Source organism: Mesorhizobium sp. P2_B5, assembly GCF_056404775.1.
Genome location: NZ_JBFUDJ010000004.1, coordinates 479,915 through 504,997 on the forward strand (window position 1 = coordinate 479,915; position 25,083 = coordinate 504,997).

A 25,083-nucleotide genomic window follows, 5' to 3' on the forward strand; every position below is an offset into this window, starting at 1 on the left:
TATCCGTCATGAGCAGACAGAGAGGCTGTTTCGATGCATTGAAAGAGAGAGACTCTCTCTATTGCGCTGCGCTGGCAGACAATCTCTCCGGCCCTATGCCGACGCCGGTAGTAGGTCAGCTATCGGAAGCACCGCCTCTTCCTTCACCGTCTTGGTGACGATGTAGGTGAAGTAGCGGTCGATGCCGATCTCGCGCTCGAGCAAGCCATCGACCAGCCGCTGATAAGCGTCGATGTCGCGCGCCATCACCTTCACCATATAGTCGACTCCGCCGCCCACCGACCAGCAGGCAATGATCTCGGGGATGTCGCGGATGACGCGTTCGAAGCGGTCGAAATCGGCCTGGCGGTGGCTGGCCAGCGTCACCTCCATCAGCACGGTGGCGACCGGCGCCACGACGCGCATGGCGATCCTGGCGTGATAGCCCGAGACGATCCCGGCCTTCTCCAGCTTGCGCAACCGCATCCAGCACGGCGTAGGCGACAGGCCGACCTGTTCGGCCAGCGCCAGCTTGGTGATGCGTCCGTCGCGCTGGATGGCATCGAGGATCTTGAGGTCGATCGCGTCGAGTTTGGCTGATGTCATCGGCGTCCACTTTTTTGTCGGCGTCACCATGATGGCGCATTATTTCGATTGTCAATTGCACTGATTTCGATCTCTAATAAGTCATGACATTGTGGCAACCCGACCCGGCGCTCCTTCGCCGGCCAGCCTATCAATCGCTGGCCGACCAGTTCGCGCGCGCCATCCATGACGGGCGCCTCGCCAATGGCGCGCGGCTGCCGACGCATCGAAGGCTGGCCGACGATTTGAAACTGTCGGTGCAGACGGTCAGCCGCGCCTATGAGGAACTGATCCGGCGCGGCCTGATTTCAGGCGAGATCGGCCGCGGCAGCTTTGTCCAGACGCAGCGCCGCGAGCCAGAGCCGCCCTATCTGCCGGAGCGCCTCGGCGAAGTCATCGACCTCTCGATCCTGAAGCCGGTCTGCGAGCCGATGCATCTGGAGCGGCTGAAGCAGGCGCTGGGCTGGCTGGCCGAAAACCTGCCGTCGAGTTCGGCGCTGTCGTTCCGGCCCAACATGGTATTTCCGCGCCACCGCGCGGTGGCGGTGGACTGGCTGAGACTGTGCGGGCTCGACATTTCCGCGCAGAATATCAGTCTCACCAACGGCGCCACCGCGGGGATGACGGTAGCGTTGATGAGCGTGGCGCCGCCGGGCTCGACCGTCGCCACCGAAGCCATCGGCCACCACACGCTGGTGCCGCTGGCGCGTTATCTCGGTTTCAACCTCGAAGGCCTGCCGATCGACGGCAACGGCCTGATCCCGGAAGCGCTCGACGAGGCCTGCCGTCTGTCCGATATCCGCGCGGTGTTCGTGCAGCCTTCGGTGATCAACCCGACGGCGACGCTGATGGATGCGCGTCGGCGCGAAGAGATTGCCGCGGTCGCGCGCAAGCATGACATCGCCATCATCGAGAACGATGTGCTGGGTCCGCTGGTTGAGGACCGGCCGCCGCCGGTCGCCGCCTTTGCGCCGGAGCGCACGCTTTACGTGACGTCCTTCACCAAGATCACCGTGCCTGGCCTGCGCATCGGCTATCTCGCCGCGCCCGACCGCTACGTCGCGGCTGTGGCCAACCGGCACCTGGTGTCCAACTGGATGGCGACGCCGCTGGTGGCCGAGATCGCCACCAAATGGGTCACTGACGGTACGGCGATGGAGCTCGTGCGCTGGCAGCGCGCGGCCTTGCGGCGGCGCCAGGACATCGCGGCCGAAGTGCTGGCCGGGGTCGACTACCGCGCCCGGCGCGACGGGCTGCATATCTGGCTGCAATTGCCGGCCGACCGCGCCGAGGAGAGCTTTGTCGCCCAGGCTCGCCTCCAGGGCGTCGCGATCGCGCCCGGCATGTCCTTCCGCATCTCGGACGCGCCCTGGCATCCGGCGGTGCGCATTTCGCTGGGCTCGACCACCGAAGGGGAACTGCGCGCCGGCCTCGGCGTTGTCACCAAGCTGCTGCTTGGCGATCCGGAGCACCTGCTGCTCGCAATCTGAGCGGAAATTGCCCTGAAATTGTGCGGTCGCGGAAATATTGTCATGATATTATTTTCCCAATTGACATGATTTGGCGCCTTCCGCATCGTTAAGGGCACAGGCTTCTCCAGCAGGGGAAATTCATTTGTCCACACCCATCATCAAGGTCGACGCCATTTCGAAGAGCTTCGGCTCGTTCAAGGTGCTCGACGGCCTGTCGATGCAGGTCATGCCGGGCGAGAAGCTGGCGCTGATCGGCCCGTCCGGCTCGGGCAAGACGACGATCCTGCGCATCCTGATGACACTTGAGAAGATCGACGGCGGCCATATCCAGATCGATGGCGAGCAGCTCTATCACATGGAGCGCAATGGCCAGCTGCTGCCCGCCGACGAGCGGCATTTGACCAAGATGCGCCAGAAGATCGGCATGGTCTTCCAGCTGTTCAATCTCTTTCCGCACAAATGCGTCATGGACAATGTCACCCTGGCGCCGATGCTGACCAAGGGCACGCCGCGCGCCGCTGCCGAAAAGCGGGCAATGGAACTGCTCGACATGGTCGGCATGGCCGACAAGGCGAAGTCGATGCCGGCGCAATTGTCCGGGGGTCAGAAGCAGCGCGTGGCGATTGCGCGTGCGCTGGCGCTGTCGCCAAAGATCATGCTGTTCGACGAGGTGACGTCGGCGCTCGATCCGGAGCTGGTCGAAGAGGTGCTCAACGTCATGCGCAAGCTTGCCGCCGAGACCGACATGACCATGCTGCTCGTCACCCACGAGATGGGCTTTGCCCACGACTTCGCCGACCGCGTGCTGTTTTTCGACCGCGGCAGGATCGTCGAGGAAGGCAAGCCCGACGAGATTTTCCGCCATCCCAAGCAGGAGCGCACACAAGGCTTCCTGAAGAAGATCATCGCGGCCGGACATCGTGTCTGACCGCTTTGCGGGGCGGAAGACCGCCCCAGACAAATCCAAGAAGACAAACAAGGAGTTGGGAACAATGAAGAAACTTGGCATTCTGGCCGGCGTCGCCGGTCTCGCACTGACGGCGGTACTCGCGGCTTCAAGCACCGGTTCGGCCGATGACAGTAAGCTCGAGCAGCTGAAGGCGCAGGGCTTTGCCCGAGTCGCGATCGCCAACGAGCCGCCCTATACGGCGGTCGCCGCCGACGGCAAGGTTTCGGGCGCGGCGCCCGACGTGGCCCGCGAGATCTTCAAGCGTCTCGGCGTTGGCGACATCGTCGCGTCGATCTCAGAGTATGGCGCCATGATCCCCGGACTGCAGGCCGGCCGCTTCGACGTCGTCACCGCCGGCCTGTTCATGAAGCCGGAGCGCTGCGCGGCGGTCGTCTATTCGGAACCGGTGCTGTGCGACGCCGAGGCGATGCTGGTGAAGAAGGGCAATCCGAAGGGCTTCAAGAGCTACGAGGATGTCGCCAAGGACACGTCAGCCACAATCGGCGCGCCGGGCGGCGGCACCGAAGAGAAGCTGGCGCTCAACGCCGGCGTGCCGCGCGAGCGCGTCATCGTCGTGCCCGACGGCCAGAGCGGCCTGAAGATGCTGCAGGACGGCCGCATAGATGCCTACTCGCTGCCCGTTCTGTCGATCAACGACCTCGTCAAGAAGGCTGCCGACCCGAACCTCGAAGTCATTGCGCCTGTGCAGGGTGCGCCGGTCTATTGCGACGGCGCCGCCTTCAAGAAGGGCGATGAGGCATTGCGCGATGCCTTCGATGTCGAACTGGCCAAGCTGAAGAAATCCGGCGACTTCGCCAAAATCATCGAGCCCTACGGCTTCTCGGCGGCAGCAGCGATGTCAACGAGCCGAGACAAGCTCTGCGCCGCGAAATAGCGCGCCTCTTTGCCTTCTCCCCGTTTACGGGGAGAAGGTGTCACGAAGTGACGGAGAGGGGCGGCGCTTTCCCTTGAGAAGCTGGCTCTGCCCCTCATCTGCCTGCCGGCTTTCGTCGCTCGAAAAGCAAAGCAATTGGCTTTTCGTCCGCTACGCGGGCCGCTCCTCACCCCCCATAAACGGGGAGAAGGAACCATGATCAACCGTTGGAACCCTAGATGACCCAGTGGTCCGGCTATCTCGGCCTGATATTGCAGGGAGCGCTTGTCACCATCGAGCTGACGCTGATGGGGTCGGTGCTTGCGCTGATCATGGCCTTCCTTGCCGGCATGGGGCGCGTGTCGCGCTTCTTTGCGCTGCGCTGGCTGGCAACCGTCTATATCGAATTCTTCCGCGGCACCTCGATCTTCGTGCAGCTGTTCTTTGCCTATTTCGTGTTGCCCTTGATCGGCCTCGAGCTGACCCCGCTGCAGGCCGGCGTGCTGGCGCTGGGCCTCAATGTCGGCGCCTATGCGGCGGAAGTGGTACGCGGCGCCATCCAGTCGGTCGGTCGCGAACAATATGAGGCCTGCATCGCGCTCAATCTCGGCCGCTGGCAAGGCATGCGCCACGTTATCCTGCCGCAGGCGCTGCTGATCATGCTGCCGACCTTCGGCAACAACGCCATCGAATTGCTGAAGGCGACTTCCGTGGTGTCGCTGATTTCGCTCGCCGATCTCACTTTTCAGGCGCAGGTCGTGCGCTCGCAAACTGGCAACACGCTGGTGCCGTTCACCACCATCCTGATCATCTATTTCGCGCTGGCGCTGATCATTTCCTGGGGCGTGCGTTCTCTGGAACGCCGCATGGCGCGTGGCCTCGATGGGGTGCGCGTCTGATGGAGTGGGATTGGAACTTTGTCTGGGAGATCATGCCGACGCTGATCCAGGGCATGAAGATCACCATCCTGGCGACGCTGCTCGGCTCCGTGCTGGCTGCTATCGTGGGTCTGGGCATCGCGTTGGCGCGGCGCTCGCCCAACAAGGTTCTGTCACGCACCGTCGGCTGGGCGGCTGAATTCATCCGCGGCACGCCGCTTCTGGTGCAGCTCTATTTCATCTTCTACGTGCTGCCGGATTTCGGCATCCTGTTGCCGCCGCTGGTCGCCGGTGTCATCGGGCTTGGTCTGCACTATGGCACCTACACTGCGGAGGTCTACCGCGCAGGCATCGACAACGTGCCGCGCGGCCAGTGGGAAGCCGCCAAGGCCTGCAATCTGAGCGCCACGCAGACCTGGACCAACATCATCATTCCGCAGGCGATCCCGCCGATGATCCCCGCGCTGGCCAATTATTTCATCGCCATGTTCAAGGAGACGCCGCTGCTGTCGGCGATCACCGTGCTGGAGCTGATGAACCAGGCCAAGAGCGTCGCCAACACCTATTATCGCTACATCGAACCGATCACGCTGGTCGGCGCTTTCTTCCTCGTCATCAGCCTCTTTTCGGTCGTGCTGCTGCGCTGGCTGGAACATCGCTACGGCAAGATCGAAAGGTAATTCTCAAGATGAAACCGCTGCCCGAAATCAGGCTGATGCCGGCAAGGCCGGCGCTCGATGCGCGCCCGCTGGAAAAGCGCGTCGGCCTGATCATCCTTGCCACCGACCACACCAGCGAGCCGGACTTCCGCCGCATGGTGGCGAGCGAGCGGATCGGCGTCTATGTCGCGCGCATTCCCTACAAGAACCCGACCACGCCGGAAAACCTTCGCAAGATGCAGCCGGAGCTGGCGGCAGGCGCGGCTCTTATCCTGCCCGACGAGAACCTCGACGCTATCTGCTACTCCTGCACCTCGGCCTCGGTGGTGATCGGCGACGCCGAGATCGAGGCGGCAATCCAGTCCGCCAAATCAGGCATTCCCGTCGTCACACCGCCGATCGCCGGCGTGCGCGGGCTGAAGGCTTTGGGCGCGAAGAAGATCAGCATCCTCACCCCTTACACCGTCGAGACCTCTAGGCCGATGGCCGCCTATTTTGCGGCGCGGGGTTTCGAGATCCTCAGCTTCACTTGCCTCGGTTTCGAGGATGACCGCGAGATGGCGCGCATTGCGCCGGCATCCATTGTCGAACTGGCGCGCGAGGCGACGCACGCTGAAGCCGATGCGCTGTTCGTGTCCTGCACCGCGCTGCGCGGTGCGCTCGCGGTTCCCGGCATGGAAGAGGCGATCGGCCGTCCTGTCGTGACCAGCAATCAGGCCAGCGCCTGGAATTGCTTGCGGCTTTGCGGCGACGGGACACCGCGCCCTGAGTTTGGTCGCCTGATGATGCTGCCGCTGGGACAGTAAGAAATATGTCCCGCATTCACGAGCGACCCCTTCTGGCCTGCCGGCCATCTCCCCCTCAAGGTGGGAGATTAGCTGCTGCCACGCCTTCGCCAATCATCGACGTTGCAGGAAGAGCGGCAACGCTGAGGCTGCCGATCTTCCCCCTTGAGAGGGAGATGGCCGGCAGGCCAGAGGGGGTCGCCCCATGACGCGCGCCGTCACCCTAACGGACATCCATGCCGCCCGTGAGCGTATCGCCAACAAGGTTGTGCGCACCCCAACCGTATTGTCCCACAGCCTGTCGGGACGCTTCGGCGTCCCCGTCCACCTCAAACTCGAACATCGCCAGACCACCGGAAGCTTCAAACTGCGCGGCGCCTCGAACGCCGTCGCTTCGCTGAGCGCTGAAGAGAAGGCGCGCGGTGTGGTCGCGTCGTCGACCGGCAATCATGGTCGTGCGCTTGCCCATGCGGCAAAGCTCGAAGGCATGCACGCGGTGATCTGCATGTCGCGGCTGGTGCCTGGAAACAAGCTCGACGAAATCCGCCGTCTTGGCGCGGATGTCCGTATCGTCGGCAACAGTCAGGATGAAGCGCAGAAAGAGGTCGAGCGGCTGGTGGCGCAAGAAGGGTTGGTGATGCTACCGCCCTTCGACCATCCCGCCATCATCGCCGGGCAAGGCACGCTCGGCCTGGAGATGATCGAGCAGGTTCCGGACGCCGCTCTCGTTCTGGTGCAGCTCTCCGGCGGTGGCCTGGCCTCGGGCATCGCCGCCGCCGTCAAGGGAGTCAGCTCCGACACAAAAGTGATCGGCGTCTCGATGGCGCGCGGGGCGGCGATGAAGGCCAGCCTCGATGCCGGCCGCCCGGTCGAGGTTGAGGAGTTGCCGACCCTGGCGGATTCGCTCGGCGGCGGCATCGGCCTCAACAACCGGCTGACCTTCGCCATGTGCCGCGACCTGCTCGACGACGTGGTTCTGCTTAGCGAGGACGAGATCGCCGCCGGCATCCGCCATGCCTACGAACAGGAACGCGAGATCGTCGAAGGCGCCGGCGCGGTCGGCATCGCCGCGCTGCTCGCCGGCAAGGTCAGAGTGGACGGGCCGGTCGTGGTTCTGCTGTCCGGTCGCAACATCGATATGAACACGCATCGCAAGATCATCTGCAGTGACGCCATTGCGGAGCCCGCGGCATGAGCCGGATGACGATCCTCACCGAGAAAGAACTGCGCACAATCGTGACGCTCGATCTCGATGCTGTTGCCTGCGTCGAAAACGCTTTCCGTGCGCTTGCCACGCTGCCTGTCGCGATGCCGCCGATCCTGCGGCTGGATATTTACGAGCATCGCGGCGAGGTCGATGTGAAGTCGGCCTATGTGCCTGGCATAGATGGCTTCGCCGTCAAGATAAGTTCCGGCTTCTTCGACAATCCGAAACTCGGTCTGCCCAGCGGGGGCGGCATGATGGTGCTGCTCTCGGCAAGAACCGGCGTGGTCGAAGCGCTGCTGCTCGACAATGGCTATCTCACCGACATACGTACCGCCGCTGCCGGGGCGGTCGCGGCGAAGCATTTATCGCGGCCGGATTCGTCTGTTGCCGCGATCTTCGGCGCCGGCGTGCAGGCCGGACTGCAGCTCGAAGCGCTCATGCTGGTGCGGCCGATAGCCGAGGCGCGCATCTGGGCGCGCGATGCCGTCAAGGCGGAGGCGACGGCAAGCGCGCTGCGCGAAAAACTCGGCATCCTCGTGCGCGCCGAACCGGACGCGGCAAAGGCTGTTGGCGGCGCCGACATCATCGTCACCACCACGCCGTCGACCGAGCCGCTGATCAAGGCCGGCTTTGTCGTTGCCGGCCAGCACATCACCGCCATGGGCTCGGACGCCGAGCAAAAGAACGAGATCGCGCCGGCGATCCTGCGCATGGCCGATCTCTATGTCGCCGACAGCGTGAAGCAAACGCGGCTTCTCGGCGAACTCCATCACGCCATCGCATCGGGCGTGATGAGCGCTGATGCCGAGGTCACCGAACTCGGCCAGATCATAGCCGGCGAACGTCATGGAAGGGGCTCAGCCAGCGACATCACCATCGCCGACCTCACCGGCACCGGCGTGCAGGACACGGCGATTGCAACATTCGCCCGCGACCGCGCACGTGCGGCCAAGTCAGGAACGATTTTCGAAAGCTGATGCTGGCTGCGAGGCCCAACAAACGAGGACCCAAGAACAATGCAACCGAACCTGAAATTCTCGCGCGGCGAATTTGCGGAACGCCTCGCCAAGACACGGCAAGCCATGGAGGCGAAGGGCGTCGACCTCCTGATCGTCAGCGACCCCTCCAACATGGCCTGGCTGACCGGCTATGATGGCTGGTCGTTCTACGTACATCAGGCGGTCATCGTGCCGCCGTCGGGGGAGCCGGTCTGGTACGGCCGCGGCCAGGACGCCAACGGCGCCAAGCGCACAGCCTATCTCGCGCATGAAAACGTCGTCGGCTACGCCGACCACTATGTCCAGTCGACCGAGCGCCACCCCATGGATTTTTTGTCCAGCGTGCTTGCGGATCGCGGCTGGGGCAAGCTGACCATCGGCGTCGAGATGGACAATTACTGGTTCTCGGCCGCCGCCTTCGCTTCGCTGCAGAAACACCTTCCCAATGCCCGCTTTGTCGATGCCACAGCTTTGGTCAACTGGCAGCGCGCGGTGAAGAGCGCGACCGAGATCGATTATATGCGCAAGGCGGCCCGCATCGTCGAAGCCATGCACCAGCGCATTGTCGACAAGATCGAGGTCGGCATGCGCAAATGCGACCTTGTCGCCGAGATCTATGATGCCGGCACGCGCGGCGTCGATGGGATCGGCGGCGACTATCCGGCAATCGTGCCGCTGTTGCCGTCCGGCGGCGACGCTTCGGCACCGCATCTGACCTGGGACGACAAGCCGATGAAGTCCGGCGAAGGCACTTTCTTCGAGATCGCCGGCTGCTACAACCGCTATCACTGCCCGCTGTCGCGCACCGTCTTTCTAGGCAAGCCGACGCAGGAATTTCTCGACGCCGAAAAGGCGACGCTGGAAGGCATGGAGGCGGGGCTTGCAGCGGCCAAACCCGGCAACACCTGCGAGGACATCGCCAACGCCTTCTTCGCCGTCTTGAAGAAATACGGAATCGTCAAGGACAACCGCACGGGTTATCCGATCGGCCTGTCTTATCCGCCGGACTGGGGCGAACGCACCATGAGCCTGCGCCCTGGCGATCGCACCGAACTCAAGCCCGGCATGACCTTCCATTTCATGACCGGCCTCTGGCTGGAGACGATGGGACTGGAGATCACCGAATCCATCCTGATCACCGAAACCGGTGTAGAGTGCTTGGCCAATGTGCCGCGCAAACTGGTGGTGAAGAATTGAAAACGATGTCCCGCCCATCCCCGATCGCCCCGACCGTCGATTTCGACAAGGATGGCGTGCAACATGGTTTCCTGCGCTTGCCCTACAGTCGCGACGACTCCGCGTGGGGCTCGGTGATGATCCCGATCTGCGTCATCCGCAGCGGCAAGGGGCCGACTGCCCTGCTCACCGGCGGCAATCATGGCGACGAGTATGAGGGGCCGTTGGCGCTCTACGACCTCGCCCGCACGCTTGACCCGAAAGACGTCTCCGGCACGGTGATCATCGTGCCGGCGATGAATTATCCGGCCTTCCGCGCCGGCACCCGCACGTCGCCGATCGACAAGGGCAATATGAACCGCAGTTTCCCGGGAAGGCCGGACGGCACGGTGACGGAAAAGATCGCCGACTACTTTCAACGCGAATTGCTGCCCCGCGCCGACCTCGTCTTCGACTTCCACTCCGGCGGCAGGACGCTGGACTTCGTGCCGTTCTGCGCCGCCCACACTTTGTCCGACAAGGCGCTGGAGCAGAAAGCCTTCGACGCGGTCGCAGCATTCTCGGCACCGTTCTCGATGCGCATGATCGAGATCGATTCCGTCGGCATGTACGACACGGCGGCGGAGGAGATGGGTAAGGTCTTCGTCAGTACCGAGCTTGGTGGCGGCGGCACCTCGCGTGCGCAAACGGTGCGGATCGCGCGGCGCGGCATCAGCAATGTGCTGCGCCATGCCGGCATTGTTGAGGGTGCGGTCGAGACAGGCACGACTCAATGGCTGGACATGCCGTCGGGCGATTGCTTCTCCTTCGCCGAGGATGACGGGATGATCGAAACCATGGTCGATCTCGGCGAGCCCGTGAAAGAAGGCGCGGTGCTGGCGCGTATCCACTCCACCGGCCGCACCGGCATCGCGCCGCAGGAAATCAGGGCAAAAATGTCCGGCATGCTGGCGGCGCGGCATTTTCCAGGCCTGGTCAAAGCCGGTGACTGTGCCGCGGTGGTTGGCGCTCTGGTCTCCTGATGTTCGGAGCCAGCGAAATCAATGACCAGCGTGTGTGCTTACATCAGAGCGCGTCGTAAACGGCGTCGATCAAAGCTTTGCGGCGTGGATCGAGGTCGTCGAAACCGAGCATACGGTTAGTGACATAGCCGAACCCGACACCGGCGGCGGGATCGGCAAAGCCGATGGCGCCGCCCCAGCCGCTATGGCCGAACGTTTGCGGCGACGCGCGGCTGGCGTAGGTGGAATCCTCCATCTGATAGCCGGCGGCAAAGGCGGTCGGCAACGCGAAGCTGTCGTCCATGCCGCGAATGCGAGGTCTTGCTGCTTCTTCGACCGCGGTAGGACCGATCAGAGGCTTGCCCTCCCAAACGCCGCCGGCCGCCATCATGCCGTAGATGCGTGCCAGTGCGTGTGCCGACGACTGGCCATTGCCGCCCGGCACCTCGGCGGCGCGCCAGGCGCGGTCGTTGGGCGCCGATGCCCGGGGTGTGGGATTCTCGCCTGCGTGGGGAAATGGCGAGGCGCGGACAAACTCTACCCAGTCGGAAGCCTTTGGACCTTCAATCATCTCGGCGACCCTGAGATCCTCGCTGGCCGGGAGACCGACATGAAAATCAGCGCCAAGCGGGCCTGCGATCTCTTCCGCGATGAAGCGGCCCACGCTGCGTCCGTCGACGCGACGCAGCACTTCGCCGGCAAGGTGGCCGTAGGTAAGGGCGTGATAGATGCAGCGGCTGCCCGGCTCCCACAGGGGTGACATGGCGGCAAGGGCATCGACAAAAGGCGTCCACGCCAACAGTCCTGCCTCGTCCATCGGCACGGCGAGACCGTTCAGCCCGGCCTGATGCGACATCATCTGATCGAGCGTGATGCGCTCCTTGCCGCCGGCCGCGAATTCCGGCCAATAGCGCGCAACGGGGGCGGCGTAATCGAGCTTGCCGCGCTCCACCAGCATGGCGATGGCCAAGGCCACGACGCCCTTGGTGCAAGACCAGACATTGACCAGCGTGTCTTCCCGCCACGGACGAGCGCGCGCGGCATCGGCATGACCGCCCCACAGATCAACGACTGTCCTGCCGTGGACCACAACCGACACGCCGCCGCCATGCTCCAGCCCTTGCGCGAAACCCGTGGCAAACGCGTCGCGCACAGCGGCAAAGCTTGGATCGCAGGTACCCTCGATGTTCATGCGCGACTTCTCATTCGGTTCCTCAACTCAATGCAGTTTCAGTGGCTGCCCCTGGATTGGCAACCAAGCTCTGGCGGCCAGCACAGAGACATCGTGCCGCAGTCAGTCCCGAGGGCAGTGGCGTGCCTGCCAACACGATCTTGCCACCCATGCATCGATCGCACGGCGGGTGACGAGCGCGTCTTCCTTGGAGATACGGTCGGGTTCTGGACGACGCTGACGGTGTGGCCTTCCTTGGTGAGGATGTCGTAGGCGCCCTTCCATCCTGTCACGGTCAGCTCGTTATTGAGGATATTGTACATCCTTGTGGATATACGATATCCTTAATTCTGAACTGGAAAGTCCTTCCGACATAAGGGACAGACAAATGCCTTGCCGGTCGCCAGGGAGTCCTGCCCAACGGACTAGCCAGGAACGATGAGACTTGCACCACAACATCGGCTTGTTCAAGGTAAGAGCAACGACGGACCTAGCTGTCTTTGCTCGCCGATTTGACCGGAAGGTTACCGCACGATGCCACTCATGAATCGACGATTTGGAGCCAAGACTCTGGCACGCCCGGCACGGCGTCTCGGAGACCTGGCGGCGATGTTTGTCCTGATTGCCAGGTCGTTCGTCCTCGGGATCGCCCTTTTGTTGGCTGGTCAGGCGCAGGCGCAGGCGCCGGCGACCGTCCCGCCTGAAAGGGTCAAACAGCTGTTCGAGCTTCTCGATGATCCGTCGGTGAAGGCCTGGGTGGCCGAACAACGAAATCAGGACGCCGGGTCAAAGCCTGTCGAGACGGGAGCTTCGCCGGCCGACGGATCGTCCGACGCCGTGGCCGCACCGGGCCAGATGAATACGATGGCATCCTCGACGCTCGATCGGATCAGGCATCATATCGAAAGGATCGTACGGACTTTGCCTCTGCTGCCAGGCCAGTTCGCGCGCGTTCGCGCCGAGACCATGCAGGACATGTCCAGCAAGGGGCCCGTCAGCGTCTTGATCCTGATTGCGATGTTCATCGCTGGCGGCCTGGCGCTCACCTGGGCAACGTACAAGGTCACCCGCCCATTTCGTCTTTGGATTATCGCGCAACCGAAGGATACGCCCGTCGGGCGAGCCAAGAAGATTGGCGGTCGCGCGCTTTATTCCAACATGCTGCTCGTCTCGTTCGCACTGGGCAGCGCCGGCGCGTTCATGCTGTTCGACTGGCCAATGCTTATCCGCGAGATTGTGCTGACATTTCTGATGGCGGCAGTCGTCACATGGGGTGTACGCCTGTACGTCATGGCCACGCTCGTCCCGTCCTTCATGGAGGTCGAGAACGCCGTCGAAGTTCGTGCTTTGCCGATCACCAACGAGACGGCTGACCACTGGGCCTATTGGTTACCCCGGATCGTTGGGGTCTTCGCCTTCTTCGGCGCCGCGTTTATCCTCTTGCCGGGTCTCGGCATCGATCAGGACGGAATGATGGTCCTGTCACTGGGCGCTGATTTCGTGTTGCTGGTGCTCTTGCTGCTCGCCATTTGGCGTCGGCCAAGAACGCAGCGAGACGGTGCGCGCCATGGCGGTCACACGGAAACGACATGGCTGTTGACTGCTTATTTCGTCGTTCTGTTCCTGCAGCGCATCGCCGGCCTTTATACCTACTTCTGGTTTACCTTCGCTGCATTCTTCCTGCCTTTGGCAATCGTGCTGACGCAGCGCGGGGTTAATTTCGTTCTGCGGCCGGGTTCGGAAGATGCCGGCCGGCCAACGATCCCGGCGGTGACAATCGCCGTCATCGATCGCGGTATCAGGATGATTTTGATCCTGGCGGCGGCCTACTTTCTCGCGCGTGCCTGGGGCCTGAACATGCAATCCATGCGCGACAGCGATACGACGACAACATTCATATTGCGCGGCTTGATCAATGTCGTGGTCATTGCGCTTGCAGCCGATTTCGGCTGGTCGATTATCAAGGCGTTGATCGAACGAAAGCTGGGCATCGATGCACCGCACCCTGTGATCAACGAGGAAGACATCCCTATCCTCGATCCGCAGCAGGCGCGGCTGCAGACGTTGTTGCCGATCCTCCAGAACATGCTGCTCGCATTGATCATCGTGATGGCGGTGCTGATGATGCTGGCCTCTATGGGTATCCAGATCGGCCCGCTGATCGCCGGCGCGGGCGTCGTCGGTGTCGCCGTGGGCTTTGGCGCACAAACCGTCGTCAAGGACGTTATTTCAGGCGTGTTTTTTCTGCTCGATGACGCGTTTCGTGTCGGCGAATACATTTCCTCGGGCAATTACAAGGGCACCGTGGAAAGCTTTTCGCTGCGATCAGTGAAGCTGCGCCACCATCGTGGTCCGCTGTTCACGATACCGTTCGGTGAACTCGGGGCAGTCCAGAACCAGAGCCGTGACTGGGTTATCGACAAATTCAACATCACCGTCGGCTATGACACCGATATCGACTTCGCTCGCAAGCTGATCAAGCGAATCGGTCTCGAACTGGCGGAAGATCCCGAGTTCAAAAACTGGGTGCTCGACCCGATCAAGATGCAGGGGGTACAGGAGTTCGGCGAGTACGGCATCGTATTGAGGGTCAAAGCCATGACCAGACCCGGAGGCGCCTTCAGCATGAAACGCAAATTCTATGTGCGCCTGCGCCAGGTCTTCAAGGAGCAAGGCATCGAACTGCCATTTCCGACGGTCCACATCCAAGGGCTGCAGAACACGCATGAGACAGAGAATGCGCCGTTGGAGATCACACCCGAGTTGCAGATGGCCGTCGCGCAGTCGCACACCAATCGGCGCAGAAAGAAAGCTGGCACAACCGGGTAGGAAAGCTGGGCTCCTCGGTCACAGGGCGGGCCTTCCACCTGGGCGCCGTCAGCTCCAGGGTCGCAGACCATGGAAATAGCCGCACGTGGTCGGCAGCGCTTAACCGGAGGGCGGCCGGGCATTCTTTGTGCTATTTTTGCTACATTGCGTAAATTTGTGGCTTGAATCCAGCGTTTTAGTGTCCACTAAATTGTAAGTTTGTAGACAATTGTGCTTGGGTCGTAGCGCCTTGGAATAACGTGCAGGGGGAATGTTGGGGTGGGTAAAATGAATTCGACAACTGTGTGGGCCATATGCAAGCGCCTTGGCCTGCTGACGACGGTTGCCATATTGAGCTGCGGGAATGCTCACGCGCTCACTCTTAAAGAGGCGATGGCGGTCGCGGTGGAGTCCAATCCCGAGATTGGCCAGGCAATCCAAAACCGCGAAGCAATCGAATTCGAACTGCGCCAGGCGAAGGGGCTTTATCTTCCCAGCGTTGACCTGGAAGCGTCGGCGGGCGCTCGCCGCCTCGACAATCCGGACAGGCGCTCACTTTCCATCGAGAATGACACGCTCTATCCAGCTGAAACCGACCTCACGGTTACGCAGACGCTCTACGACAGCGGTGCAAGGCGCGCCGAACTAAACCGCCAGGCCTCGCGCGTCGACGGTGCCTCGTTCCGGGTTCTGGAACGGTCCGAATTCATCGGGCTCTCGGTTGTCCAGGATTACCTCGAAGCCATGTTGCAGGCCTCGATCGTTGTCGAAGCAAAGAAGAACCTCGGATTCCATCAGGGAATTCTCGGCGACATCCGGCAAGGCATTGCCGGCGGCGCGCTGAACGAGGCCGATCGTCAGCAGGCTGAGGAGCGGCTGTTCGCCGCCAAGGCCCGTGTGCAGGAAGCCACCGAGGAACTAGAGGCAGCAAAGATCCGGTTCTTCAAGACTGTCGGTAAGCCGCTGACCAGCGCCTCGAGGCCGGGCGATGTGTCTGCCGCGCTGCCGCGATCGCTTGACGAAGCAATCGGCCTGGCACGACAGAACAATCCGCGCGTGCATATGGCCAACAGCGATATCGACGCGGCGGCTTCCCTCGTGGATGCCGCACGGGCAAAATTCGGGCCGTCGATCACCGCCGAAGGTATCGCCCGGGCAGGATCCGACATCGATGGCAGTGACGGCGACACGAGCGACCTTCAGGCAAGGGTCGTGCTGCGCTGGAACCTTTATCGCGGCGGCATCGACAAGGCCAACGAGCAGGAGCAAATCCGCCGCACCAGCGAGCAGCGCCTTGTCCTGCACCAAGTCCTGCGCGAGATCGAGGAAGCCGTACGTACGTCATGGGATCGACGCTTCCGGCAGGCCGACCTGGCCAAGACGCTGAAGCTTCAGGCAGCCGCCAACGAAAAGTTGGTGGGGTCCTATCGCGAGCAGTTCAAGGTCGGACAGCGCTCGCTGCTCGACGTGCTTGACGCACAGAACACACGGTTCAACACAGCGACGCTTGCCGACACCGCGTCCTACGCGTCGCTTTTCGCCCAGTACCGGCTGCTGGCGGCAACCGGACAGTTGCTGAAGACCATGGACCTTCAGCCGGCCAAACAAGCAGCCGCCTACGCCAAGGCCGAGTTCAATACACCGGAAACTGCCGACACCGAAACCTATGCACGCACGCCGTCGGAGCAAAAGAACGATCTGCCTTTTGACATCCTCGCGCCGGTAAGGAAAAAGTAGGAAGGCCAAGGTCGAACGATAGTCCTGCGGGCGGATCGTGAACCCACAACCTAAAATCCTGTCCCCAAAGGAGGCCTTCAAGGCCTGCTTTTCGGCTGTTGCCGGCTACCTGGGCAGGCCGAGTGCCGAGACCGTGCTGTTTGCCGGCGTGCCGCTGTCGGATACCCAAATCGATATCGACGCCATTCGGCATCTTGCCGAACGCGTCGGCCTTGAAATCACGGAGTTCAGCCATCGCGATTTTCTTCGCGGACGCATCGACCTCCCCGCCATCCTGTTTCGCGTCAGCCAATTGCCAGTTGCGCTGCTTGCCGAGACAGAGGACGGTGGATTTACGACCGCTGCCCAGGAGGACGGGCGCACAACCATCAGCAAATCCGAACTTGCCGGAAGCTACATAAGCGGCGGCGTTTCCTTCTCGATAACCTATGCCAACGCGGTCGAGGGGATGAGCGTCGGTTCGGCGGCCAAGATTGAGCGGCGACATTGGTTGACCGGAACGATGGGGCCATTCTGGCGCACCTATTCGAAGGTCATCCTGTCGGCGGTATTCATCAATCTGTTGGCCCTTGCCTCGCCGATCTTCACCATGAATGTCTACGACCGGATCTTGCCGAACAAGGCGATATCGACGCTTTGGGTGCTGTCGATCGGGATCGGCGCGGTCATTCTGTTCGACCTGCTCTTGAAGACCGCCAGAGCGTCGCTGATCGACTATGCCGGGCGCAAGGCCGATCTTCGCATTTCCTACATGCTGTTCGAGAAGGTGCTGAACTCGTCCTTGTCGGCACGGCCCGGCTCAACCGGCGAATATGCAAATCGGGTGACGCAGTACGAGTTCGTACGCGAGTTTTTCACGTCGAACACCGTCAGCGTCTTCATCGACACTGCATTCGTCTTCGTCTTTCTTCTTGTAATCTATGCGATAGGTGGCTGGCTGGTCATCATACCGGCCATTGCCTTTGTCGCCTCCGTGATCGTCGGGCTGATCACACAACGGCGTATCGGCAAACGCGTTGCCGCGTCCATGAACGAGGCTTCGCAACGCCAGGCCCTGCTGGTTGAATCCATCTCCACGCTTGAGACGATCAAGTCGTTGCGGGCAGAGGCGTATCTTCTGCGAAAATGGGCAGAGCATTCCAAGAACGCATCAAACACCTCCGAGAAGATCAAGCAGCTTTCGGCTGCCGCCGGCAACATAACGCAGGCCATCCAGCAGTTGGTGACCGTCGCCCTGATCGTGGCCGGCGCTTATGCCTTTTCGGAAGGACATGTCTCCACCGGCGCCATCATCGGCACCGTCATGCTGGCGGGCCGGGCGGTGGCTCCCCTTGGGCAGATCGCTATCACCTTGTCCAGACTTCGTCAGGCAATGCTCTCCTTGCGAATTGTCAATTCGATCATGGCGCAGCCGGAGGATCGGCCGGACACGGTTGGTTTCGTCAACCGCCCCATTCGCAACGGAGCGATGGCGTTCAGGAACGTCGGCTTTGTCTATCCGGGTTCTGAAAACGAAGTTCTGACCGGCGTGAATTTCTCGGTGAAGCCCGGTGAGCGGATCGGCATCATCGGCCGCATAGGCTCGGGAAAGACGACCATGGGTCGGCTGATCGGCAGGCTCTTCCTGCCGACCTCCGGCGAGCTGCTGCTGGACGGGATCGACATCCGCCAATACCATCCGTCGGAGGTTCGCGCCGCGGTCGGTATCGTCGCGCAGGCCAACGATCTGTTTTCGGGCACCATCAAGGAAAATCTCCTGATGGCGTGTCCGGAGGCGACCGATGAACAGATCGTCGAAGCGGCCAAGGCTGCCGGCGTCGACGATTTCGTCTCCCGCCATCCGCGCGGCTACGACATGAATGTCGGCGAGCGCGGCACCAATCTCTCGGGCGGCCAGAGGCAGACAATGGCAATTGCCCGCCTGTTGCTGACCAAACCGAAAATCGTCTTCCTGGACGAGCCGTCCGGCTCGATGGATCTGGCTTCCGAGCGCCAGCTGATCAAGCAGCTCAAGGTGGCCTTCGATCGCAGCACGACGCTGATCGTTTCGACGCACCGCTTCAGCATGCTAGAGTTGGCCGACCGCCTGATTGTCATCGAGCAAGGCAAGATCGTTGCCGATGGACCGAAAGACCAAGTGATACAGGCGCTGCAGAGAACGAGCGCCTGACAGAAACAGACTTGTTGAGTGCATTCAATACGTTGGGGCATGGGAAATGCTTGCCAGGGAAGACCGCCCGCCGCTTTTTGCGTCGGCGTCGATATTCATCATCGGAGCGCTTTTTGCGAGTTCGGTCGCCTGGGCGTCCTTTGCCGAGGTCGATGAAATCGCACGCGGCGACGGCAAGATCATACCCGCGTCGAAGACCCAGATCATCCAGGCCAGCGAGCCCGGCGTTGTTCAGGAAATCGCTGTGAAGATAGGGCAGATCGTCAAGAAGAACGACCTCATCATTCGCCTCGACAACACCTTCAACACCTCAAGCCTTGGCGAGCACCAGGCCAAGGCGCGGGCGCTGCAGACGCGCATTGCACGGCTCAAATTCGAACAGACCGGCAATCTCGAGGGCGCATTTCCCTGCCCGTCCGAGATCCAGAAGGTCGCGCCGGAAATCTGCGACAACGAGCAGAAGCTGCTCATCGCGCGCCGCGACAACTTCGAAGTCAAGCTATCGGTTCTCAAGTCGCGCCTCGATCAGCGCGAGAAGGAACTGGATGAGGCCAACGCCAATGCCGATCGCCTCACCAAGAATCTGGCCGTCAGCGACCAGGAGGCGAAGCTGGTCGAAGCGATGGTCAAGAAAGGCCTGATGGCACGCACCGAGCAACTCCGCGTCGAGCGCGAGCAGACCGAGCTCAATGGTCAGCTGGCACTCGCCGGCGAAACCATCAAGAAAGCCAAGTCGGCCATCACGGAAGCCCAGCTTCAGGTCGATGAACTCGGCCTGCAGCTGCAACAGGAAGCGCTCAGCGACCTGACACAGGCGCTCGCCGACCTCTCGGTGGTGGACGAGACGATACGCGGCGCCACCGACAAGGTGGCGCGCACCGACATACGGTCGCCTGTCGACGGTATCGTCAACACGCTCGACATCAACACGGTCGGCGCCTTCGTCCAGCCCGGCGCAGTCGTCGCGGGCATCGTGCCGACCTCCGAGACCCTGCTGGTCGAAGCGCGGGTTTCACCGCGAGACGTCGCCTTCATCCGGCCGGGGCAGGATGCCCTGATCAAGGTGACTGCCTATGACTTCTCGATCTTCGGCGGCATCGAAGGCAAGGTCTCGAACATCACCGCCGACAGCCTAGTCGACCAGAAGACTGGCGAACCCTACTATCAGGTTCGCGTCGCCACCGACAAATCGACGCTGACACGCGACGGCAAGACCTATTCGATCATCCCCGGCATGATCTGTTCGGTCGACATCAAGACCGGACGCAAGACGATCCTCACCTACCTGATGAAGCCTATCAACAAGGCGCGTGAGGAGGCGATGAGTGAGCGGTAGCGCGATCTCCCCTTCTGCCGATCGCGGCCGGCTGCTGCCGCCACTGGCGGCAGAGGATTTCGGACTCGAGTTCCGGGTCGTGGCGCGTGGCGGAACGCGCCGCGGCATTCGTCTGGAGCGTGCGTTCTGGACCTCRCTGAAGCAAATGGCCGAAAACCGGAAATGCACGATCGGCATGCTGATCGAAGAGATCGCCGAGAGCCACGCCAACACCGGAAACCTGACATCGGCAATCCGCGTAGCCTGCATGCGTGGACTGGCCGACGAGAACCTAACCTTGCAGCGGCTGGCGTCGATCAAGACCATCAACGCCATTCTGGTCGCCTGTCCCTCGCCGGCCTTTGCCCTGTCATCGTCGAAGAAGATCCTGACCTTCAATGCGCCGTTCCAGCAACTGGTGCGTCGTCAATTGCCGGTGGCGCCGAACGAGGACACGCGCCACGACCTCAAGCTGGCGCTGGACCTCAATGTCGCCGACATATTCGCCAGGCTCGAGGCCAATGGCGAGACGCCGGTCGCCACCGGTTTCGTCATCGGCGCCGGTGACCGCCGCTACCGGGGTCAACTGAACGCGGTGCGGGCGCCGGTGGTCGAGCCGGAACTGCTGATGGCGTTCGTCTTCGGCGGCTAGGGCGCCCAAGACACCCTGACGGCATACTTACTGTTGCAGACCTTCGCCCGGCGCGACCGTCGAAAGGCCGCCCTTGATATCGGCGATTTGCGCAGAGCCGGTCTTTGCGCCATGGATCCATGCGCGGTCGGTGCTGAACGAATACAGCGGCACGTAGCTCGGTAGATCGCTGTCGCGCGAAACGACATTGCTCAGACTGTCGAGAATGAAGACGCCACTGCCGGTGCTGACCGACAGCACGGCATGAAAGAAACCGCGCTTGCGATCCTGCAAGACAACCAGCGACATGCTCTGACCCGGGATGCCCGCATGCAGCAGCGCCGCCATCTTGAGGATAGCGAAATCCTCGCAGTCCCCTGCCCGGCGCTCGAGGATTTCCGAGGGCTTGGCCCAGTAGTCGAGCTTGCCGTAAACCACGCTGTCCTTCTTGTAGGCGATCGCGCGATTTATACTTGAGTTGACGAAGGACAGCTTGTCGATGAAGCGCTTGTCCCGGGCTGCCTCGACGATCCCGGCAAAGGTGCTGTTCTTGCGCTCGCATGCACTGCCCGCGGTGCACTCGACAATTGCCTTGTAGACAGGCGCCCAGCGGGCCGAGACCGGGAAATTGCGCATCGACAGGGCAACCGAACCGAACACGCCGGGAATGATTGCCGCCGTCTGGATCGGGTCGATCCCGGCGTCGTCCTGTGCGATCGAAGGATCGCGCTTTTCATTAACGGCAACAGGACCATAGCTGCCGAAAATCATGCCGATCCTGTAGGCCGAAACAGGCCGCCAAGGCTGCGGCCGCAGCAGCGAAACGCCGCCGAGACTGGGCGGGGTTTCGACCGCCGCCAGCATTCCAGCGACAGCGCCGGCATCCGCGGCAACGGCACTCGCGGATGATGGCTGCGGCAGGCTTGCGATGCCCATTGCCAGCAGGAGCAGCTTGAGCCCGGTTATCCCCGAGGCAGATTTTTCTTTTTTCATAACGCCCACCTTTGACTGTGGACGCTACCGATCTTGTCTCAAATTACTGGAAATGAAGGTGGATAAGTTTTGGCAAAACAGGAACATCCACTTTGCGTAAACTTTTATTCAAATTTATACTTCTGCGTACCAGTCCATCCCGATTGGAGGATATCAAACGGACAATGGCCCAGCCTATGTATATCAGGTTATATGTTGGGAGTTTACCACGTCTAAAAAATGCCGAGACAGGCATATCGGCATATATAAAAGCGGTTGCAGGATAGTTGCAAAGCAGAGGCTGTCACTGTCTCTTTCCGGGAAATACCGAAGGGGTTTGGTTATGGCGAACAGTAACGAATTGGACACCGTCTCGAATTCTTGGGACCAGCACTCTCCCAATGAACATGGTGGCTCACCGTCGCAGGCAGGGACGCAGATAGCGCAAGCCGCCCAGCCGGCGCCTGCCGAGCCCGTACCCGTCGATGTCGGCAGCGGCGCGCCCGTCAAGCAAGATGCACCTGCGGAGGCGAAGGCCCCGGCGGCCGCTGCGCCCCACGAATACGTGGCCGACGCCAGCAACGTGGTAAAGCTTCCGGCCGACGTCTCGATCGACAACATCAAGGTCGACGGCCACAACCTCGTGCTCGAACAGGCTGATGGCTCGGTCATCGTGATCAAGGATGGCGCCTTGAACGTGCCGACGTTCATCATTGGCGACGTCGAGGTACCGCGCGTTGCCTTGATCGCCGCGCTCGAGGCCAGCCACGTCGATGTCGCCTTTGGCGCCGACGGCTCCATCTCGGCCGGTCCGGGCGGTTCGAACTCAAGTGCAGGCGGAGACTTTTCGGTTCCCCCCGGCGGCATCGGCGACGGATTCGGTCTTTCTGCGCTGTTGCCCCCGACAGACCTGGCGTTCGGCCAGCCGGATAACCGCGAGTTGTTTCCGAGCCTGCGGCCGGATTCCACACCCTCGATCATCGACCTGACGCCTTCCACAAGTGGCGGCGACACCATCGTCAATGAAAAAGGCCTGCCGGCAAGCTCGGGATCGGAAGGCTCGGGCGAGGCGCAAGATTCTTTACCCAACACCGATCAGTCGGAGATCAACACCGGTACCTTCACCATCACCTCGCCCGACGGTGTCGGCTCGCTGACCATTGCCGGCCAGGTGATTTCGGGCGTCGCACTTGCCGACAGCGCATCGACGCCGATCAACATCACGACGCCGCTCGGCAACACGCTGACCATCAGCGGCTACGACGCCGCGACTGGCCAGGTGAGCTACAGCTACACGCTCGTTCATAGCGCGGCTCACCCCGGCGCGGGGACCGATTCCATCTTCGACGACATGACGGTGACTGTTACCGACACCGACGGAGACGTCTCCCTTCCAGGAACGCTGTCCGTCCAGATCGTCGACGACGTGCCGACGGCGGTTGCCGATACCGATGCGGTGGCAGCGAGCTCGTTCGGGCCGGTCGGCGGCAATGTAATCGACGGCAGCGGGTCCGACGGCAATGCGGCGGGCGTCGACACCCAGGGCGCCGACGGCGCGACAGTGGTAGGCGTCCAGGCTGGTAACACCAATGCCGATGTCGACGACGCGGCCACGCTTGGCACGCAGATCCAGGGCACCTACGGCAAGCTGACGCTGGCCGCCGACGGCACCTACAGCTACGTTCGCGATGCCGGCACGCCCGGCGGTGTCAACGACGTCTTCACTTACACGATCAAGGATGGCGACGGCGACACCTCGCACACCACGCTGACGATTTCGATCGGCGATGGAACGCCGACCGTATCGATCCCGGCAGCGGGCGGCGCCGACACGACGGTCTATGAGGCTGGCCTGCCGGCGCGCGCCGGCGAGCCTTCGGGCTCGAACGAGCCTGCGGCCTCGGAAACGACCTCGGGTACGATCGGCTTCGCGTCGCCGGACGGCCTGACGACAGTGTCGCTGGGCGGCCATGTACTGACCGGTATCCCGACGGCGTTCGCCGACGGGACGACAGGCACGCTGACGGCAAGCTATGTCTACAATCCGGCGACCGGCCTCGGCACGATCAGCTACTCCTACACGCTCATCGACAACACGCTGACCGATCCGTCGAGCACCAGCTTCGCGGTGGTGGTGACCGACGCCGACGGCGATCCGGCGCCGGCCGGTAATCTGGTCATCAACATCGTCGACGACGTGCCGACGGCGGTTGCCGATACAAATGGCATCATCGAGGGTGGTTTGCTGACGGTGTCGGCAGTGGCGGGCGTGCTGGCCAACGACGTTGCCGGCGCGGACGACTTCACAGCCGGTGGTGGCGTTGTGGGTGCGCGCGCTGCGGGCGGCGATACCACGACAGCAGTGATGACGGGTGTTGGTACCAGCATAGCTGGTCTGCACGGTACACTGACGCTACAGGCGGATGGCAGCTATACTTACCAGTCGACGGCCAACGCCATCACGTCGAACACAACGGATACGTTCGTCTACACCATCATGGATGGCGACGGCGACCTGTCGACGACAACGCTCACCATCAACCTGTCGGACAGCGGCCTGGCCGCTTCCAACGACGACCTGACGGTCAACGAGGCGGCGCTGCCGATCGGCTCCAACCCGTCGAGCACCGCAGAGACCATTGCCGGCACCGTCGTCGACAATGTGTCGGGCGGCACCGGTCCCTACACCTACACACTGCTGAGCAGCGCCACCGGCGTGCACGGCACGCTGACCTTCAATGCCAACGGCACCTACAGCTACACGCTGACCTCGCCGGTCGACGGCGTCGACGCCAACAACGGCGCCAACACCGTCAACAACGTCGAGACCTTCACCTACCAGGCCACCGACGCCAACGGCAACACCATCACCAACACCATCACCATCGACGTCACCGACGACGTGCCGACGGCGCATGCCGACACCAACAGCGGTGTCGAGGGTAGCGTCGTGATCGGCAACGTGCTGACGGATGCCACGGACGACGTGTTCGGCGCCGACGGTGCGGCGGCGGGCGGCGGCGTTGTCGGCGTTCGCGTTGCGGGCGGCGACACCACGACGGCGGTGACGACGGGTATCAACACGGCGATCAACGGCAGCTTCGGCACGCTGACGCTGCAGGCCAACGGCACCTACAGCTATGACGGCCTGCCCAACGTGGTCCCGCCGGCAGGCGCGACGGAGACCTTCGTCTACACCATCATGGATGGCGACGGCGACCTGTCGACGACGACCCTCACCATCAACCTGTCGGACAGCGGCCTTGCCGCTTCCAACGACGACCTGACGGTCAACGAGGCGGCGCTGCCGATCGGCTCCAACCCGTCGAGCACGGCAGAGACCATTGCCGGCACCGTCGTCGACAATGTGTCGGGCGGCACCGGACCCTACACCTACACACTGCTGAGCAGCGCCACCGGCGTGCACGGCACGCTGACCTTCAATGCCAACGGCACCTACAGCTACACGCTGACCTCGCCGGTCGACGGCGTCGACGCCAACAACGGCACCAACACCGTCAACAACGTCGAGACCTTCACCTACCAGGCCACCGACGCCAACGGCAACACCATCACCAACACCATCACCATCGACGTCACCGACGACGTGCCGACGGCGCATGCCGACACCAACAGCGGTGTCGAGGGTAGCGTCGTGATCGGCAACGTGCTGACGGATGCCACGGACGACGTGTTCGGCGCCGACGGTGCGGCGG

At 62.3% G+C, this 25,083-nt stretch carries 19 protein-coding genes; 16 read left to right on the forward strand and 3 right to left on the reverse strand.

Annotated features, from left to right (window positions below; all coding sequences use genetic code 11):
- Window positions 1-93: 93 nt before the first annotated feature.
- Window positions 94-585, reverse strand: a complete 492-nt coding sequence (locus tag AC1D1N_RS17860; RefSeq protein WP_477350057.1) for an Lrp/AsnC family transcriptional regulator — start codon at window positions 583-585, stop codon at window positions 94-96.
- 83 nt (window positions 586-668) lie between these two features.
- Between AC1D1N_RS17860 and ehuR the strand changes: the two genes are divergently transcribed.
- The 10 genes from ehuR (at window position 669) to doeB (ending at window position 10,584) form a co-directional block, all read left to right on the forward strand.
- Window positions 669-2,054, forward strand: coding sequence for a MocR-like ectoine utilization transcription factor EhuR (gene ehuR, locus AC1D1N_RS17865; RefSeq protein ID WP_477350059.1), 1,386 nt, complete (start codon window positions 669-671; stop codon window positions 2,052-2,054).
- Window positions 2,055-2,178: 124 nt separating this feature from the next.
- The gene (gene ehuA, locus AC1D1N_RS17870) at window positions 2,179-2,964 is read left to right on the forward strand and encodes an ectoine/hydroxyectoine ABC transporter ATP-binding protein EhuA (RefSeq protein ID WP_210285109.1); all 786 of its coding nucleotides are present in this window, start codon (window positions 2,179-2,181) and stop codon (window positions 2,962-2,964) included.
- Between the two features lie 64 nt (window positions 2,965-3,028).
- Window positions 3,029-3,880 (forward strand): ectoine/hydroxyectoine ABC transporter substrate-binding protein EhuB, encoded by an 852-nt coding sequence (ehuB, locus tag AC1D1N_RS17875; RefSeq protein ID WP_352557105.1) that lies wholly within the window; start codon window positions 3,029-3,031, stop codon window positions 3,878-3,880.
- Between the two features lie 218 nt (window positions 3,881-4,098).
- On the forward strand, window positions 4,099-4,758 hold the full coding sequence (gene ehuC / locus AC1D1N_RS17880; protein ID WP_181061064.1) for an ectoine/hydroxyectoine ABC transporter permease subunit EhuC: 660 nt from the start codon (window positions 4,099-4,101) through the stop codon (window positions 4,756-4,758).
- Window positions 4,758-5,417 carry an ectoine/hydroxyectoine ABC transporter permease subunit EhuD gene (gene ehuD, locus AC1D1N_RS17885; protein WP_477350062.1) on the forward strand — a complete coding sequence of 220 codons (660 nt, stop codon included), beginning with the start codon at window positions 4,758-4,760 and terminating at the stop codon, window positions 5,415-5,417. The genes ehuC and ehuD overlap by 1 nt, the downstream gene beginning before the upstream one ends.
- A gap of 8 nt (window positions 5,418-5,425) precedes the next feature.
- Entirely contained in the window at window positions 5,426-6,202 is a 777-nt protein-coding gene (gene eutA / locus AC1D1N_RS17890) for an ectoine utilization protein EutA (protein WP_477350064.1), read from the forward strand.
- A gap of 184 nt (window positions 6,203-6,386) precedes the next feature.
- Window positions 6,387-7,376, forward strand: coding sequence for a hydroxyectoine utilization dehydratase EutB (gene eutB / locus AC1D1N_RS17895; RefSeq protein WP_477350066.1), 990 nt, complete (start codon window positions 6,387-6,389; stop codon window positions 7,374-7,376).
- Entirely contained in the window at window positions 7,373-8,365 is a 993-nt protein-coding gene (locus AC1D1N_RS17900) for a cyclodeaminase (RefSeq protein WP_477350068.1), read from the forward strand. Before eutB ends, AC1D1N_RS17900 begins: the two co-directional genes overlap by 4 nt.
- A 39-nt stretch (window positions 8,366-8,404) precedes the next feature.
- A complete protein-coding gene (gene doeA, locus AC1D1N_RS17905; RefSeq protein WP_477350070.1) occupies window positions 8,405-9,583 on the forward strand; it encodes an ectoine hydrolase DoeA in 1,179 nt (392 codons plus the stop codon).
- Window positions 9,584-9,588: 5 nt separating this feature from the next.
- Window positions 9,589-10,584: a N(2)-acetyl-L-2,4-diaminobutanoate deacetylase DoeB gene (gene doeB, locus AC1D1N_RS17910; RefSeq protein WP_477350072.1), complete on the forward strand. Its 996-nt coding sequence runs from the start codon at window positions 9,589-9,591 to the stop codon at window positions 10,582-10,584.
- Window positions 10,585-10,627: 43 nt separating this feature from the next.
- Here the strand turns inward: doeB and AC1D1N_RS17915 are convergent, their stop codons facing one another.
- A complete protein-coding gene (locus AC1D1N_RS17915; protein ID WP_477350074.1) occupies window positions 10,628-11,755 on the reverse strand; it encodes a serine hydrolase domain-containing protein in 1,128 nt (375 codons plus the stop codon).
- Window positions 11,756-12,343: 588 nt separating this feature from the next.
- Here AC1D1N_RS17915 and AC1D1N_RS17920 point away from each other — a divergent pair.
- The 5 genes from AC1D1N_RS17920 (at window position 12,344) to AC1D1N_RS17940 (ending at window position 20,416) form a co-directional block, all read left to right on the forward strand.
- Window positions 12,344-14,563: a mechanosensitive ion channel family protein gene (locus tag AC1D1N_RS17920; RefSeq protein ID WP_477350076.1), complete on the forward strand. Its 2,220-nt coding sequence runs from the start codon at window positions 12,344-12,346 to the stop codon at window positions 14,561-14,563.
- Window positions 14,564-14,830: 267 nt separating this feature from the next.
- Window positions 14,831-16,279 (forward strand): TolC family protein, encoded by a 1,449-nt coding sequence (locus tag AC1D1N_RS17925; protein ID WP_436258637.1) that lies wholly within the window; start codon window positions 14,831-14,833, stop codon window positions 16,277-16,279.
- 37 nt (window positions 16,280-16,316) lie between these two features.
- Window positions 16,317-18,449, forward strand: coding sequence for a type I secretion system permease/ATPase (locus AC1D1N_RS17930; RefSeq protein ID WP_112566188.1), 2,133 nt, complete (start codon window positions 16,317-16,319; stop codon window positions 18,447-18,449).
- Between the two features lie 46 nt (window positions 18,450-18,495).
- A complete protein-coding gene (locus AC1D1N_RS17935) occupies window positions 18,496-19,785 on the forward strand; it encodes an HlyD family type I secretion periplasmic adaptor subunit (RefSeq protein WP_477350078.1) in 1,290 nt (429 codons plus the stop codon).
- A complete protein-coding gene (locus tag AC1D1N_RS17940; RefSeq protein WP_477350080.1) occupies window positions 19,775-20,416 on the forward strand; it encodes a ribbon-helix-helix domain-containing protein in 642 nt (213 codons plus the stop codon). The genes AC1D1N_RS17935 and AC1D1N_RS17940 overlap by 11 nt, the downstream gene beginning before the upstream one ends.
- Before the next feature lie 27 nt (window positions 20,417-20,443).
- On the opposite strand, the gene AC1D1N_RS17945 is transcribed toward AC1D1N_RS17940, so the two are convergent.
- Entirely contained in the window at window positions 20,444-21,388 is a 945-nt protein-coding gene (locus AC1D1N_RS17945) for a transglutaminase-like cysteine peptidase (RefSeq protein WP_477350082.1), read from the reverse strand.
- Window positions 21,389-21,710: 322 nt separating this feature from the next.
- On the opposite strand from AC1D1N_RS17945, the gene AC1D1N_RS17950 reads away from it, so the two are divergent.
- Window positions 21,711-25,083: beta strand repeat-containing protein (locus tag AC1D1N_RS17950; RefSeq protein ID WP_477350084.1), on the forward strand; the 3,373-nt coding region annotated here is incomplete at its 3' end.